Below are 13,673 nucleotides of genomic sequence, written 5' to 3' on the forward strand. Positions count from 1 at the left end.
GTGAGCACCATGATCGCATCCCTGGAAAAGGCCATATTGCCCATTGCCGTCAAGCTGGGTAAGCAGCCTCATGTCAACGCCATCAAGAATGGCTTCATCAAACTGATGCCCCTGACCCTGGCCGGGGCCATGTTCGTCCTGATCAACAATGTCTTCCTGAGTTTTGGGGAGGGATCCTTCTTCTACTCCATGGGGGTGCGACTCGATCCCGCCACCATAGCCACCCTGGACGGCTTCAAGAGCATTGGCGGCAGCGTCTACAACGGTACCCTGGGGATCATGTCCCTGATGGCACCCTTCTTCATCGGCCATGCCATGGCAGAAGAGCGCAAGGTTGATCCCCTCTCGGCCGGTCTGCTCTCGGTTGCCGCCTTCATGACGGTCACCCCCTTCAGCGTCGGTGAGGCCTATGCGGTCGGTGCCAACTGGCTGGGTGGCGCCAACATCATCTCCGGCATGATCATTGGTCTCGTCTCGGCCGAGATGTTTGCCTTCGTCATTCGCCGCAACTGGGTGATCCGCCTGCCTGACAGCGTACCGACCTCGGTAGCGCGCTCCTTCTCGGCGCTGATCCCCGGCTTCATCATCCTCTCCATCATGGGGATAGTCGCCTACCTGCTCCAGACAGAAGGCACCAACTTCCACCAGATCATCATGGACACCATCTCCACCCCCCTGTCCAACATGGGTGGCCTGGTCGGCTGGGTCTATGTGCTCTTCTCCCCGCTGCTCTGGTTCTTCGGGGTCCATGGTTCTTTGGCGCTGTCGGCACTGGAGAACGGCATTCTGGTGCCCTTCACCCTGGAAAACGTCGCCCTCTACACCCAATACGGCTCCGTTGAAGCCGCTATCGCCGCCGGCAAGACCTTCCACGTCTGGACCAAGCCGATGCTCGACTCCTACATCTTCCTCGGTGGCACCGGTGCAACATTAGGCCTCATCCTGGCGGTGTTCATGGTGTCGCGTCGCGATGACTACCGTCAGGTGGCCAAGCTGGGTCTGCCCGCCGGCATCTTCCAGATCAACGAGCCCATCCTGTTTGGTCTGCCGGTCATCATGAACCCTGTGTTGCTTATCCCCTTCGTGATGGTGCAGCCGGTGCTGGCGACCATCACCCTGTTTGCCTACAACACCGGCTTTATCCCGCCCATCACCAACATGGCGCCCTGGACCATGCCAGCCGGATTGGGGGCCTTCTTCAACACCAACGGCAGCATAGCCGCAGCCCTGCTGGCGATATTCAACTTAGGGATAGCCACCCTGATGTATGTCCCCTTCGTGCTGATTGCCAACAAGGCCCAGGCCGTTATCGAGGAAGAACAGGAGAGCGAAGAGGATATCGCCCTGGCCCTGAAATTCTGATGACACTCCCGGGAGGAGCCTGGCTCCTCCCTCTTCAAGCCGAAGGAGAAGATGATGATGTATCGCTTTGCGGATGATTTTTGGTGGGGCAGTGCCAGTTCGGCGCCCCAAGCGGAGGGAGCCTCCAGCCGAGATGGCAAGTCCGACAACATCTTCGATTACTGGCACACCCTTGAGCCGACGCGCTTCCATCAGGGCATAGGCCCGGCGCAAGCCTCGACCTTCTATGATCGTTTCGAGAGCGATATCGCACTGCTCAAGCAGCTCAATCACAACAGTTTTCGTACCTCCATCTCCTGGTCCCGGCTGATCCCGGACGGGACGGGCGAGGTCAATCAGCAGGCGGTCGCTTTCTACCATGCGGTCTTTGACCGCTTGCTGGCCGAGGGGATCACCCCCTTCATCAATCTCTACCACTTCGACATGCCCCTGTGCATGCAGGAGCAGGGCGGTTGGGAGAGCCGGGACGTGGTGGCGGCCTATGTGCGTTACGCCAGCATCTGTTTCGAGCTGTTTGGTTCGCGCATCCAGCACTGGTTTACCTTCAACGAACCCATAGTGCCAGTCGAGTGCGGCTATCTCGGCCACTTCCACTACCCCTGTGTGGTGGATTTTCGCCGCGCCGTCACTGTCGCCTATCACACCGCCCTGGCCCATGCCGGTGCGGTAAAGGCCTTTCGCGATGCCCATGCCAGTGGCGAGATTGGCATCATTCTCAACCTGAGCCCCACCTACCCCAGATCCGATTCGGCGGCAGACAGCCAGGCGGCGCGCTGGGCCGACTTGCTGCTCAACAAGAGTTTCCTCGATCCCGCCCTGAAGGGGAGCTATGACCCCGAGCTGATCGACCTGCTGCGCCAGCATGATTTGCTGCCAGAGGTGGAAGCCGGTGACAAGGCGCTACTCAGTGCCGGGCGAGTGGATTGGCTGGGCATCAACTACTACCAGCCACGGCGAGTCAAGGCCAAGGATCAGCCCTGCGCAGGGGCACCGCACACCCCCGAAGATCTGTTCGATTTCTACCAGATGCCGGGTCGCAAGATGAACCCGCACCGGGGCTGGGAGATCTATGAGAAAGGGGTCTACGACATCCTCACCGAGCTGCGCCTTGGCTATGGCAACCCCCGCTGCTACATCTCGGAGAACGGCATGGGGGTCGAGGGGGAAGAGCGCTTCATCGGCCCGGAGGGACGGGTAGAGGATGACTATCGCATCGACTTTATTCGTGGTCACCTCGAGTGGCTGCATCGCGGCCTGCAAGAGGGCAGCGCCTGCTGCGGGTATCACCTCTGGACCTTCATCGATAACTGGTCCTGGCTCAATGCCTACAAGAATCGCTATGGCCTGGTCCGGCTGGATCTTGACAGCCAGACCCGCACCATCAAGAAGAGTGGCTATTGGTTCGCCGAGGTGGCACGCAATCATGGTTTCAATTAAGTGAGATTCAATTAAACCGCTTTCAATCAACTAGCCGTAATCAAGGGGATAAAGAGATGTTCGATATGGACCACATAGAGGCTGAGACCACGACGTGCGATGACATGGAAGAGGTGGTGATGGGGCTCATCATCAACTCGGGGCAGGCACGCAGCCTGGCCTACAGCGCCCTGAAGAAGGCCAAGGAGGGCGACATGGCCGCCGCCCGCCTGCTGATGACCCAATCCCGCGAGGCCCTCAACGCCGCCCACCTGGTGCAGACCCAGCTGATTGAGAGCGATCAGGGCGAGGGCAAGATCCCGGTCACGCTAGTGCTGGTGCATGCCCAGGATCACCTGATGACCTCCATGCTGGCGCGGGAGCTCATCAACGAACTCATCGACGTGCACGAAAAGCTGCTCGGCAAGTAACAGCGGCATCGGCCAGTCACAAGGGGCGAATAATGAGCGTCAAGACCATCCGGGAAAACGAGCTGTTCAATAACAGACCCTTCCACATGTTCATCTACAACAAGCAGGTGAGCGGAACCGGGTTGCATCAGCACGACTATTACGAGTTCACCCTGGTGTTGACCGGCCGTTACTACCAGGAGGTCAACGGCAAGCGGGTACTGCTCGAGCGCGGCGATCTGGTGTTCATTCCGCTGGGCTCTTCCCATCAGAGCTTCTACGAGTTCGGCACCACCCGGATTTTCAACGTCGGGATCAGCCGCCACTACTTTGACGAGCACTTCAAGTACCTGCTGCCGGAGCACTTCGTGGCGTCCCAGGCCTATCCGCTCAAGCATGAATTTCTGAGTTATATCGAGTCGGTGCTGGTCTCCCCCGGTTTTCGGGAAGAGGCGCTGACCGAATTTCTCGAAGGGGTGACCTATTCGGTGATGAACCGGCTGCGCCACCATAAGGACACCTCGGCCAGCGAGGATCTGCCGCTCTGGCTCCATGAGGCGGTTGAGCGCATGCACGATCGCCCGCTGTTTGCCGAAGATGCCCTGGCCAATCTGATCCATCTCTCCGGCAAGAGCCAGGAGTACCTGACCCGTGCCACCCGGCGTTACTACAACAAGACGCCGATGCAGATCATCAACGAGATCCGGGTCAACTACGCCAAGATGCAGCTGGAAGTCACCAACGACTCCGTGGCCGACATTGCCTTCGAGACCGGCTACAACGATGTCAGCCTCTTTATCAAAAACTTCAAGAAGCTGACCTCCTTCACCCCGGGCAGTTACCGCAAATATCTCTATCCGAAATTTGAGACCCCAGTCTGAGATGGGCTAACCATATTTTTATTTAAAAACAGCGCGTTGCAAAACAGCTGTCCCAGATTGACCGGCCCCTGTCACAGGTGGCTGCGGCCCACTGCACCCCAGATGCAGGGCGGCCCCTTATTCAACCCAATTTGAAAATGATGAAAGAGGTGTTTATGAACAAGACGCTTAAAGTGGTCACCATAGGTGGCGGAAGCAGCTACACCCCGGAGCTGGTCGATGGCTTCATCAAGCGCTACGCCGAGCTACCCATCGACGAGCTGTGGCTGGTCGATGTCCCCGAAGGCCAGGGGAAACTGGACATCATTTTCGACCTCTGCCAGCGCATGATCAGCAAAGCCGGCATCCCCATGACGCTGCACAAGACCCTGGATCGCCGCGCCGCCCTGCAAGGCGCCAGCTTCGTCACCACCCAGCTGCGGGTCGGCCAGCTGCAAGCCCGGGAAAAAGATGAACGCATTCCCCTCAGCCACGGCCTGCTGGGTCAGGAGACCAATGGTGCGGGCGGCCTGTTCAAGGGGCTGCGCACCATACCGGTCATCTTCGACATCATCAGGGACGTCGAGGAGATCTGCCCGGATGCCTGGCTCATCAACTTCACCAATCCGGCCGGCATGGTGACCGAGGCCGTGCATCGCCACACCCAGTTCCGCCGCTTCATCGGGGTGTGCAACATTCCGGTCGGCATGCAGATGTTTGTGCGCGACGCCCTCAAGGTCAGCGCAGAGGACGCCCTCTCCATCGACATCTTCGGCCTCAATCACCTGGTGTTCATCGGCGACGTGCTGGTCAATGGGGTATCGCGCTTCGATGAACTGCTTGAGGGAGTGATAGACGGCAGCCTCACCAGCTCCAGCTCGGTCAAGAACATCTTCGATCTGCCCTTCGATGCGAGCCTGATGCGCGGACTGCGCCTGCTGCCCTGCTCCTACCTGCGTTACTACTTCAAAGAGAAAGAGATGCTGGGGATCGAGATGGGCGAATTCTACAAGGGCGGCGCCCGGGCCCAGGTGGTGCAGAAAGTCGAAAAAACGCTGTTTGAGCTCTACCAGAACCCTGAACTCAACGAGAAGCCCAAGGAGCTGGAGCTGCGCGGCGGCGCCTACTACTCGGATGCGGCCTGCGAGGTGATCAGCGCCATCCATAACGACAAGCGCAGCGAACAGTATGTGATAATCCCCCACCATGGCCATGTCACCAACATTCCGGCCGACTGGACCGTCGAGATGACCTGCCTGGTGGGCCGTGATGGCGCCACTCCTCACCCGCGCCTCACCCGCTTCGACGACAAGGTCAACGGACTCATTCACCTCATCAAGAGCTTCGAGATTGCCGCCTCCCAGGCTGCCTTGAGCGGCTCCTTCGATGACTTGCTGCTGGCCATGAACCTCAATCCGTTGATCCACTCGGACAACGAGGCAAAAATCGTTGCCCAGGAGCTGCTGCTGGCCCACCGCGAGCACCTGCCCAAGTTTGCCGCCGCCATTGCGGATCTCGCCTGAGAACACTGGGCCCCGTTGATCATCGGCGGGGCAATACAGGAGATAGAGATGCATAAAAGATTGATTATCAACGCCGACGACTTTGGTCTCTGCCCTGCCCAGAGCTACGGCATAGTGGAGGCTTTCGAGCATGGGGTGGTCAGCTCGACCACCGCCATGGTCAACTCCCCGGCCATAGAACACGCGGCCTGGCTGGCCAAACGCTTCCCGGACTTGCCCATCGGACTGCACTTCGTGCTCAGTTGGGGCAAGCCGCTCTCTCCTCTCTCCTGCCTGGTCAATGCCAAGGGCGAGCTGGACAAGAGCATCTGGCAAAAAAACGAGCAGGGTCTGCTGGTCGCAAGGGAAATCATGGAAGAGTTAAGGCAGCAGTTCGACCGTTTCGTCACCCTGTTTGGCCGCTCGCCCAGCCACATCGACAGCCATCACCATGTGCATATGCTGCCGAGCCTCTATCCCCTGGTGGAAGCCTTCGCCCACCAGCAGGGCATTGCGATGCGCATCGATCGGGAGGAGGTGCGCCGTCACGGCCTGACCGTCAACCATGAGCTCAGTTGCCAGCGTTTTGACAGCCGCTTCTATGGTGAATCACTCACCCGGGAGCTGTTGCTGCAACTGCTGGATGATGCCAATGAACAAGGGGTCAACTCCCTGGAGATCATGTGCCACCCTGCCTTTATCGATCTCGAGGTGCAGCGCAGCGCTTATCACCAGCCCAGGCTCACCGAGCTTGCCATCCTCACCGATCCGGCCTTGCCGGCTCTGATCGCCGAGCGAGGCTATCGCCTGTGCAGTTATCGAGATTGGTCATCGCAATAATGGCTGACCACCCAAGTACAAAAACATCCAATGCAAAAAGGCCACCCTTTGGGTGGCCTTTTTGGCTTCAATAAATGGCGGAGGAGGTGGGATTTGAACCCACGGATGGTCACCCATCGCCGGTTTTCAAGACCGGTGCATTCAGCCGCTCTGCCACCCCTCCGCAGCAGTGCGACGGATATTACCCATGCTCGGTGCCCTTGTAAATCCCCTGCCAGACTGTTTGCTGCTTTATTGGGCTATTTGGCGCATCTGGTAGACAAAAAGGTCATAATCCATGCTTTTTCAAGCAGATGGCTTGACTTGGGTTATGGCTACACCACTATAGGCAACACTGTAAAAATGCCAGGAAAGATGGAATGAAGACGATCAAGCATGCCCTGTTTTGCGCCCTGGCTGGCGCCTCCCTGCTCGCGGCCCCCGTCCAGGCCAGCGAACTGACCAAGTCCGATGTCGAACAGATAGTGCGTGATTATCTGGTCAAGAATCCGGAAATCCTGGTCGAGATGTCCAACGCCCTGCGTGCCAAGCAGGAGGGACAACAATCCGCGAATGACAAGGCGATGATCCAGTCCCATGCCAAGGAGCTCTATGCCGCCAAGGATCCCGAAACCGGTAATCCCAAAGGCAAGCTGACCGTGATCGAGTTCTTCGATTACAACTGCGGCTACTGCAAACGGGCTCACCCCCTTATCAAGCAGCTGCTGGCCGAAGACAAGGACATTCGCTACATCTACAAGCAGTTCCCCATACTGAGCCCGACCTCCGCCTATGCCGCTCGCGCAGCCCTCGCGGTTGAGCTCAGTCAGCCCGAGAAATATCAAGCCTTCCATGACGCTCTCTATGCCCATCAGGGCCCCCTGGCCAGCGAGGCTCAGGTCAAGCAGATCGCCGAGAGCGCCGGGGTCAACTGGAGCAAGGCCGAGGCCAAGTTCAAGGATGACAGCATAGACAAGGCACTGGGTACCAACCGAGCCCTTGCCGAAGCCATGAACATCTCGGGCACCCCGGGTTTCATCATCGGCGATCAGATCCTCCGTGGTGCGCCCCGCGACATGGCCAGTCTGCAAGACGTGATCAAGGATGTGCGCGCCGGTAAAGCCATCCAGTAACGGGTTAGTCACACTCTCGCTGTCAAACTAAAACGCCCCGACCATTGGTCGGGGCGTTTTGCTACTTGTCTTGCAGATCAGTCGGCGGTCAGCCCTTATACCCCTCGGGGTTGCCGCTCTGCCAGCGCCAGGTATCTGTCATCATCTGTTCCAGCCCACGCATTGCCTGCCAGCCGAGTTCGGCACTGGCTTTATGGGGTTCTGCCCAGCACTCGGCGATGTCGCCGGGGCGACGCGGTTTTATCTGGTAGGGAATGGTGCGACCACTGGCGGCCTCAAATGCGGCGATCATCTCCAGCACCGAATAGCCCTGACCGGTGCCCAGGTTGTAGGTGAACACCCCGGTGTCGCTCTGGATGCGGGCCAGCGCCTTGAGGTGGCCGATGGCGAGATCCACCACATGGATGTAGTCACGCACTCCGGTGCCATCCGGGGTCGGATAGTCGTTGCCAAACACCCCCAGCGCCTTGAGCTTGCCCACCCCGACCTGGCTGATATAGGGCAGCAGGTTGTTGGGGATGCCGTTGGGGTCTTCGCCGATGAGGCCGCTCTCGTGGGCGCCGACCGGGTTGAAGTAACGGAGCAGGACGATGGCCCAGCGGGGGTCGGACGTGGAGAGATCCCGCAGTATCTCCTCCACCATCAGCTTGGAGCGACCATAAGGGTTGGTGGCGCTGGTGGGGAAATCTTCTCGCAGGGGCACAGAGGCGGGATCGCCGTAGACGGTGGCCGAGGAGCTGAACACCAGCCGGAACACGCCGGCCCTGGCCATCTCCTCACACAGCACCAGGGTGCCGGTCACGTTGTTCTGGTAATAGGTGAGCGGGATCTGGCCGGACTCCCCTACTGCCTTCAACCCGGCAAAATGGATAACAGCGTCTATCTGGTGCGAGGCAAACAGCCCCTGCAGGCAGGCTCTGTCGAGAATATCCCCCTCGACGAAGGTAACGGCCTTGCCGGTGATCCGCTCAACCCGCCTGAGAGACTCAAGGGAGGAGTTCGACAGATTATCCAGTACCACCAGTTGCTGCCCGGCATTGAGCAGTTCAACCAGGGTGTGAGAGCCGATATATCCGGCGCCGCCCGTGACCAGTATTGTCATTCTTTTATTCCGTGTTCTGGTGAAACTGGCCAGAGTGTACTCGCCCTGACCCGGCGGGAAAAGAGTGAGATACTAATGAGCCCTCAGCAATCCAGGCCAATATCTCCCCGGGCCGTGCAAGAGCAGGCCAGCACCACTCCCTGCTCCAGCTCAGCCGGAGTCAGGGTCGCCACGCTCTGGCGATCTATATCCCCCGTGGTGGTACAACGGCAGCTGCCACAGACCCCGGCCCGACAAGCGGCATTGATACGCTCCCCCGCCTCTTCCAGGGCGGCGAGCAGGGTCTGCCCCGGCAGTATCTTCACCTTCTTGCCGCTCTTGGTGAGGGTCAGCCAGAAATGGTCGTCAACGGCCGCAACCGGCGCCGCACCCGATGTAACAGCAGGCAGGCCGAACGACTCCTGATGCAACTGCGCCGCCGGCAGCCCCAGCTCTGCCAGCATGGTGCTCACCGCCACCATGTAAGGGGCCGGGCCGCACAGATAGACGTGGCGGCCGAGCAAGTCCGGTGCCAGCTCCTTGAGCATGGCGGGGCTGAGCCGGCCCACCCAGGGATGATCCACCGGGGCATCTTCCTGCACTCTCTCCAGTACTAGGGCATGGCGCACGCCTGGATGAGCCTCGGCCAGCGCGGCCAGCTCGGTGGCGAAGATCACATCCGCTGGCGATCGGGCGCTGTGGACAAAGCGGATGTCCGCATCGGGCCGTCTGGCCAGCTCGTCTCGCAGCATGGCCCACATGGGGGTGATACCGGAGCCCGCGCTCAGCAGCAGCGGCCGCTCGCAGGGCAGCGCAGTCAGATTGAAGTCACCGAAGGGGCCGTCGGCCCGGATCTGGTCCCCCACCTGCAGGCTCTGATGCAGATGGTGGGAGACCCGCCCCACATCCTTGATGGTGACCTGCCAGCAAGGGTCCTGCGGGCTGGAGGAGAGGGTATAGGCACGGCACTGGGGCTGGCCGTCAATCTCGGTGTGCAGGGTCACGCACTGACCGGCCAGCACGGCGGGCAAGTGGCCATCAACGGCGACAAACTGCCAGCTTGTCACGTCGTGGGTCTCGGCGCGACGGCCGATGCAGTGCAGGGTGAGAGAGGTGGAGGTCATCACAAGGCTCCTCGGTCTGATGAAAAGGTCTGATTCGAAAAAAGGCGAGCCGGGGGCTCGCCAAAGGCTTACAACATGGTGGGCCACGCCCGGATCAGGCCGCCAGGATCTCGGCCAGATCTGCTTCGGCCGTGGTGGTTCCCTTGAGACCGAACTGCTCTTCCAGTACCTTGAGCAGGGCCGGTGTCAGGAAGGCCGGGGCGGTCGGGCCGGTGCGAATGTCTTTCACCCCGAGGGCCAGCAGGGTGAGCAGGATGACGATGGCCTTCTGCTCGAACCAGGAGAGCACCAGAGTCAGCGGCAGATCGTTGACGCCGCACTCGAACGCCTCGGAGAGCGCCAGGGCGAGCTGGATGGCGGAGTAGGCATCGTTGCACTGGCCCACGTCCAGCAGGCGGGGAATGCCGCCGATGTCGCCGAAATCAAGCTTGTTGAACTTGTACTTGCCGCAGCCCAGGGTGAGCAGCAGGCTGTCTTTGGGGGCGGCCTTGGCAAACTCGGTGAAGTAGGCGCGCTCGGCCTTGTCGCCGTCACAGCCGCCCACCAGGAAGAAGTGGCTGATTTCACCCGCTTTCACCTTGTCAATCACTGCCGGGGCGGCCTGCATCAGTGCGTTGCGGGCAAAGCCGATGGTGATGAAGTGCTCAAGCTCGGTGTGTTTGAAACCGTCCAGCGACAAGGCTTTCACCACCACGGCGGAGAAATCGTCTCCTTCGAGGTGTGTCACCCCCGGCCAGCCGACGATGGAGCGGGTAAAGATGCGATCGCTATAGTCGCCCACGTTGGGATCGATGATGCAATTGGAAGTCATCACCACGGCACCTGGGAAGTTGGCAAACTCCTTCTGCTGGTTCTGCCAGGCGGAGCCGTAGTTGCCCACCAGATGCGGGTACTGCTTGAAGAAGGGGTAGGCCAGCGCGGGCAGCATCTCGCCGTGGGTGTAAACATGGATGCCGGTGCCTGCGGTCTGCTCCAGGATCAGCTTGAGATCCATCATGTCGTGGCCGGAGACCAGGATGCACTTGCCTGGCACTGGAGTGACGCGCACTTGGGTCGGCTCGGGGTGGCCGAAGGCACTGGTTTCGCCCAGATCCAGCATCTCCATGATGCGGAAGTTGAGCAGGCCAATCTCCATGGCGCATTTGAACAAGGGATCCAGCTCGCTCGGATCCGTGCTGAGCCAGCTCATGATGCGATGGAACTCGGCGGCCACGGCGCTATCCTGCTGACCCAGTACCCGGGCATGTTCCATGTAGGCAGCGGCACCCTTGAGGCCGTAGAGGCAGAGCAGACGCAACCCCATGATGTCTTCGTGCACCTCGCTCTTGCCGCGATTGACCGCGGTTTGCGGCGCATGGGCCAGCTGGGCGAGCAGCTCTTCACCCGGCTCGAAACCGGCTGCCTCCGGCAAGCCGGTGACTTGTACCGCCAATGCAGACAGACGGTCGGCCAGCTGCTGACGATGAGCCAGCGCCTGGTTCACATAGCCAACGATACGGGCAGAGTCGAAGTTGACGTTGGTGAGGGTGGCGAAGAAGGCCTTGGGCACGAAGGCATCGATCTCGTTGTCGATGACGCCGTGCTCGCGGGCGGCCAGCGCCCAGGCGCTGAGCCCCTGCAGCGCATAGATCAGCACGTCCTGCAGATCCGAGGTTTCGGCCGTCTTGCCGCACATACCTTGTGCATAAGCGCAGCCATTGCCTGCCGGGGTACGAATTGTCTGTTCACATTGCACACAAAACATCATGCCTCTCCTAATTGGACATTTCAGTTGTTTGTTCTGTGGCAATTCTATGTCTCTCGCAAAAAACTTAATAGGCATTCAATTTACCAATTAACTTTTCATTGATGCAGATCAAAAACAAAAAAGCCGCCCAAACGGGCGGCAACTGGGTGGATAGCCAGATAAAAAGGAGAAACAACTCAGCGCATTGATACCGATAATGGGTTCAATCCAGATAGGCTCGCAACATCCACACCAACTTCTCCTGTTGCTGTATGTAGTCAGACAGCAGGGCACTGGTGCCCTCGTCCCCCGCCTCGGCGGCGAGATTCAGGATACGGCGCTGAGTGCCGAGCAATTCGCGAAAACCATCCAGCAGGGAACCGACACAGGCGCGGCCGTCATGCAGCCCTTTCTGCTCGGGGATCGCAGACACCTTGAGATAGTCGCTGAAGCTATGGAGCGGCACGCCATCCAGGGTGAGGATACGCTCGGCCAGGGCATCGACTTTCAGCAGCAGATCGTTGTAGATCTCTTCGAACTTCAGATGCAGTTCGAAAAACTGATTGCCGCGGATGTTCCAGTGGAAGCCACGCACATTCATGTAGAGGATCTGGTAGCTGGCCAACAGCTGATTCAGCTCGGTTGCCAGGGCTTGAGATTGGGCGGTATCCAGACCAATTGGATTTTTCATCATGCACCTCCAGATTTGAAAACAGGAGTAGCTTATCGCCAGGCAGACTCAAAAGGTAATCGTTGTTAACTAAGCCGCTGATAGGAATTGGCTATCAGTGCGCTCTCCCGAGGATCATGATGAGGCTCGGGAGGGCGCAGTGGTCTCCTGTCGCTCGATATAGAGGATCACCTCGCCGAGATGAATGCCGAACTTGCTGATCTCGGCCCGGTTGATGAGGCGATCTTGATCGAGCAGATACATCCAGTCATCGAAACTGACCCGCACCACCTGGTCATCCGGCAGCACCAGATCGAGTTGATAGCGCCAGTTGAGGGCAAAGCCTGCCGTCTTGCCCACCGCCTCCCCCACCACATCGCTCGCGGTGCCGCGCCAGTGACCGTCGGTTCCCCTGACGAGGTGCCAGGTTCGGGTCTGTTGGCGGCCGTCATCGAAATAGAACTGCTCGAACAGCTCCCCCTTGCCATCCTGCCAATGCCCCTGCATCTCGACCCGGAAGCGACTGGTCACCTCGCCGCTACGGTCGGTCACCAGGCCATGAGCCACCAGCTTGCCGTTGAAGAAGCGGGCAAGATCCCAGTCTGGCCCCTGGCCGCGATAGGTATCGAGGTTCACCCCACAGCCGCCGAGGCAGGCCAGAAGCAGCAAGAGAATGATGCCGCGCCCGCGGCCATGATATCCAGTCATAACAGACTCCTGATGGTGGGACTGCAACCCCCTGGCACTGTGTGGCTCTTGTCTGGAGCCTCCATCACAGGGATCGGGTCAAGCCAGCTGTCAGTGATGCTGACCCGGGCTATGCCTCACAGATGAGATACGAGGACACAGCGACGCAGGATCGCTGCCCGCATCAGGGTTGACCACGCAGGCGGCGAGTCAGGGCCGGATCCCGACTGTTGTCGGCGAGCCAGATGGCGAGAAAAGCGTCAGGAAAGCCAGGTTCTGTGATGGGGCCCAGGGGGGCGTCCCGCAGCCAGAGTTCACCCAGCCCCTGCTCGTTGACATAGAAGGTGAGCCTGTCACCCTTGTTGACGTCGGGCAGCAGGCTCGACAGCGCCCCCAGCCAGCGACCCTGCTGCTGCGCATCCCCAAGACCCAGCCGCTGCCACTCCTGGCCAGTAGCATCCAGAATATCCTGCCGGTCTATGTCCCGGGCATAGGTGAGGGAGAGCGCCTGAGGGTAGCGGCGCGCCACATAGCGGCCATCCTGGCTGTAGAGGGTTGCGTCATAGAGCTTGAACCAGAGCCAGTGCATCTCCCCCTGCCCCACAGTTCGAAGCTGCTGCCAGGGGGCCGCCCAGCTCACAGCGCTCCAACAGAGCAGGCTAATGCCAGCCCATGTGCCAACGCGCAGGATCTTCCAGTTCATGCCAATCTAGCTCCTGTTCTTGCAAGGTATTGATGTCTTGCAAAATGACCCTGTTGAGCTGGCCCTGGCCGTCCCGCTGGCAAGAGATCACCAGAAAGAAGCGCTCGGCCTGTTCGAACTGAGTCTCCTTGGTCCATTTTGAAAAAAGCAGTGTCTCGGTCGAAAAGGTGTTCATCTTGA

14 protein-coding genes and 1 tRNA gene are annotated in these 13,673 nt (G+C 59.6%); 7 read left to right on the forward strand and 8 right to left on the reverse strand.

Annotated elements, in window-relative coordinates; all coding sequences use genetic code 11:
• The first annotated feature begins 9 nt into the window (after window positions 1–9).
• The 6 genes from chbC (at window position 10) to chbG (ending at window position 6,390) form a co-directional block, all read left to right on the forward strand.
• Complete coding sequence (gene chbC / locus M2366_RS03495) at window positions 10–1,362, forward strand: PTS N,N'-diacetylchitobiose transporter subunit IIC (protein WP_224432960.1); 1,353 nt, start codon at window positions 10–12, stop codon at window positions 1,360–1,362.
• A 54-nt stretch (window positions 1,363–1,416) separates the two neighbouring features.
• Window positions 1,417–2,799, forward strand: coding sequence for a glycoside hydrolase family 1 protein (locus M2366_RS03500; protein ID WP_310508846.1), 1,383 nt, complete (start codon window positions 1,417–1,419; stop codon window positions 2,797–2,799).
• Between the two features lie 56 nt (window positions 2,800–2,855).
• The gene (gene chbA / locus M2366_RS03505) at window positions 2,856–3,209 is read left to right on the forward strand and encodes a PTS N,N'-diacetylchitobiose transporter subunit IIA (RefSeq protein WP_224432412.1); all 354 of its coding nucleotides are present in this window, start codon (window positions 2,856–2,858) and stop codon (window positions 3,207–3,209) included.
• A gap of 32 nt (window positions 3,210–3,241) precedes the next feature.
• Entirely contained in the window at window positions 3,242–4,069 is an 828-nt protein-coding gene (gene chbR, locus M2366_RS03510; RefSeq protein WP_259268965.1) for a transcriptional regulator ChbR, read from the forward strand.
• Window positions 4,070–4,224: 155 nt separating this feature from the next.
• Window positions 4,225–5,571, forward strand: coding sequence for a 6-phospho-beta-glucosidase (locus M2366_RS03515; protein WP_259268966.1), 1,347 nt, complete (start codon window positions 4,225–4,227; stop codon window positions 5,569–5,571).
• A 48-nt stretch (window positions 5,572–5,619) separates the two neighbouring features.
• Window positions 5,620–6,390 (forward strand): chitin disaccharide deacetylase, encoded by a 771-nt coding sequence (gene chbG / locus M2366_RS03520; protein WP_259268967.1) that lies wholly within the window; start codon window positions 5,620–5,622, stop codon window positions 6,388–6,390.
• 75 nt (window positions 6,391–6,465) lie between these two features.
• Here the strand turns inward: chbG and M2366_RS03525 are convergent.
• Window positions 6,466–6,553, reverse strand: a tRNA-Ser gene (locus M2366_RS03525).
• A 196-nt stretch (window positions 6,554–6,749) separates the two neighbouring features.
• On the opposite strand from M2366_RS03525, the gene M2366_RS03530 reads away from it, so the two are divergent.
• Window positions 6,750–7,502, forward strand: coding sequence for a DsbA family protein (locus tag M2366_RS03530; RefSeq protein WP_042041457.1), 753 nt, complete (start codon window positions 6,750–6,752; stop codon window positions 7,500–7,502).
• Between the two features lie 88 nt (window positions 7,503–7,590).
• Here the strand turns inward: M2366_RS03530 and galE are convergent, their stop codons facing one another.
• From galE to M2366_RS03565, 7 genes are all read right to left on the reverse strand, one after another.
• Window positions 7,591–8,604, reverse strand: coding sequence for a UDP-glucose 4-epimerase GalE (galE, locus tag M2366_RS03535; protein WP_259268968.1), 1,014 nt, complete (start codon window positions 8,602–8,604; stop codon window positions 7,591–7,593).
• 83 nt (window positions 8,605–8,687) lie between these two features.
• Window positions 8,688–9,707 (reverse strand): hybrid-cluster NAD(P)-dependent oxidoreductase, encoded by a 1,020-nt coding sequence (locus M2366_RS03540; RefSeq protein ID WP_259268969.1) that lies wholly within the window; start codon window positions 9,705–9,707, stop codon window positions 8,688–8,690.
• Window positions 9,708–9,801: 94 nt separating this feature from the next.
• Window positions 9,802–11,451: a hydroxylamine reductase gene (hcp, locus tag M2366_RS03545; protein WP_005897020.1), complete on the reverse strand. Its 1,650-nt coding sequence runs from the start codon at window positions 11,449–11,451 to the stop codon at window positions 9,802–9,804.
• Window positions 11,452–11,656: 205 nt separating this feature from the next.
• Entirely contained in the window at window positions 11,657–12,124 is a 468-nt protein-coding gene (locus M2366_RS03550) for a Dps family protein (protein WP_259268970.1), read from the reverse strand.
• 114 nt (window positions 12,125–12,238) lie between these two features.
• Window positions 12,239–12,811 (reverse strand): DUF3833 domain-containing protein, encoded by a 573-nt coding sequence (locus M2366_RS03555; protein ID WP_259268971.1) that lies wholly within the window; start codon window positions 12,809–12,811, stop codon window positions 12,239–12,241.
• Window positions 12,812–12,974: 163 nt separating this feature from the next.
• Window positions 12,975–13,493 carry a chalcone isomerase family protein gene (locus tag M2366_RS03560; protein ID WP_042041447.1) on the reverse strand — a complete coding sequence of 173 codons (519 nt, stop codon included), beginning with the start codon at window positions 13,491–13,493 and terminating at the stop codon, window positions 12,975–12,977.
• On the reverse strand, window positions 13,450–13,668 hold the full coding sequence (locus tag M2366_RS03565; protein WP_042041445.1) for a TIGR02450 family Trp-rich protein: 219 nt from the start codon (window positions 13,666–13,668) through the stop codon (window positions 13,450–13,452). The genes M2366_RS03560 and M2366_RS03565 overlap by 44 nt, the downstream gene beginning before the upstream one ends.
• Window positions 13,669–13,673 lie beyond the last annotated feature (5 nt).

The sequence above is a fragment of the Aeromonas sp. BIGb0405 genome, assembly GCF_024807335.1.
GTDB lineage: Bacteria > Pseudomonadota > Gammaproteobacteria > Enterobacterales > Aeromonadaceae > Aeromonas > Aeromonas rivuli.

Excerpts from the sequence above, each read along its gene's own strand:
- chbG (WP_259268967.1), top strand. The coding sequence starts at position 5,620 with ATGCATAAAAGATTGATTATCAACGCCGACGACTTTGGTCTCTGCCCT.
- M2366_RS03540 (WP_259268969.1), bottom strand. The coding sequence starts at position 9,707 with ATGACCTCCACCTCTCTCACCCTGCACTGCATCGGCCGTCGCGCCGAG.
- chbR (WP_259268965.1), top strand. The coding sequence starts at position 3,242 with ATGAGCGTCAAGACCATCCGGGAAAACGAGCTGTTCAATAACAGACCC.
- M2366_RS03550 (WP_259268970.1), bottom strand. The coding sequence starts at position 12,124 with ATGAAAAATCCAATTGGTCTGGATACCGCCCAATCTCAAGCCCTGGCA.
- M2366_RS03500 (WP_310508846.1), top strand. The coding sequence starts at position 1,417 with ATGATGTATCGCTTTGCGGATGATTTTTGGTGGGGCAGTGCCAGTTCG.
- M2366_RS03565 (WP_042041445.1), bottom strand. The coding sequence starts at position 13,668 with ATGAACACCTTTTCGACCGAGACACTGCTTTTTTCAAAATGGACCAAG.
- galE (WP_259268968.1), bottom strand. The coding sequence starts at position 8,604 with ATGACAATACTGGTCACGGGCGGCGCCGGATATATCGGCTCTCACACC.
- M2366_RS03560 (WP_042041447.1), bottom strand. The coding sequence starts at position 13,493 with ATGAACTGGAAGATCCTGCGCGTTGGCACATGGGCTGGCATTAGCCTG.
- M2366_RS03555 (WP_259268971.1), bottom strand. The coding sequence starts at position 12,811 with ATGACTGGATATCATGGCCGCGGGCGCGGCATCATTCTCTTGCTGCTT.
- chbA (WP_224432412.1), top strand. The coding sequence starts at position 2,856 with ATGTTCGATATGGACCACATAGAGGCTGAGACCACGACGTGCGATGAC.
- M2366_RS03515 (WP_259268966.1), top strand. The coding sequence starts at position 4,225 with ATGAACAAGACGCTTAAAGTGGTCACCATAGGTGGCGGAAGCAGCTAC.
- M2366_RS03530 (WP_042041457.1), top strand. The coding sequence starts at position 6,750 with ATGAAGACGATCAAGCATGCCCTGTTTTGCGCCCTGGCTGGCGCCTCC.
- hcp (WP_005897020.1), bottom strand. The coding sequence starts at position 11,451 with ATGTTTTGTGTGCAATGTGAACAGACAATTCGTACCCCGGCAGGCAAT.
- chbC (WP_224432960.1), top strand. The coding sequence starts at position 10 with ATGATCGCATCCCTGGAAAAGGCCATATTGCCCATTGCCGTCAAGCTG.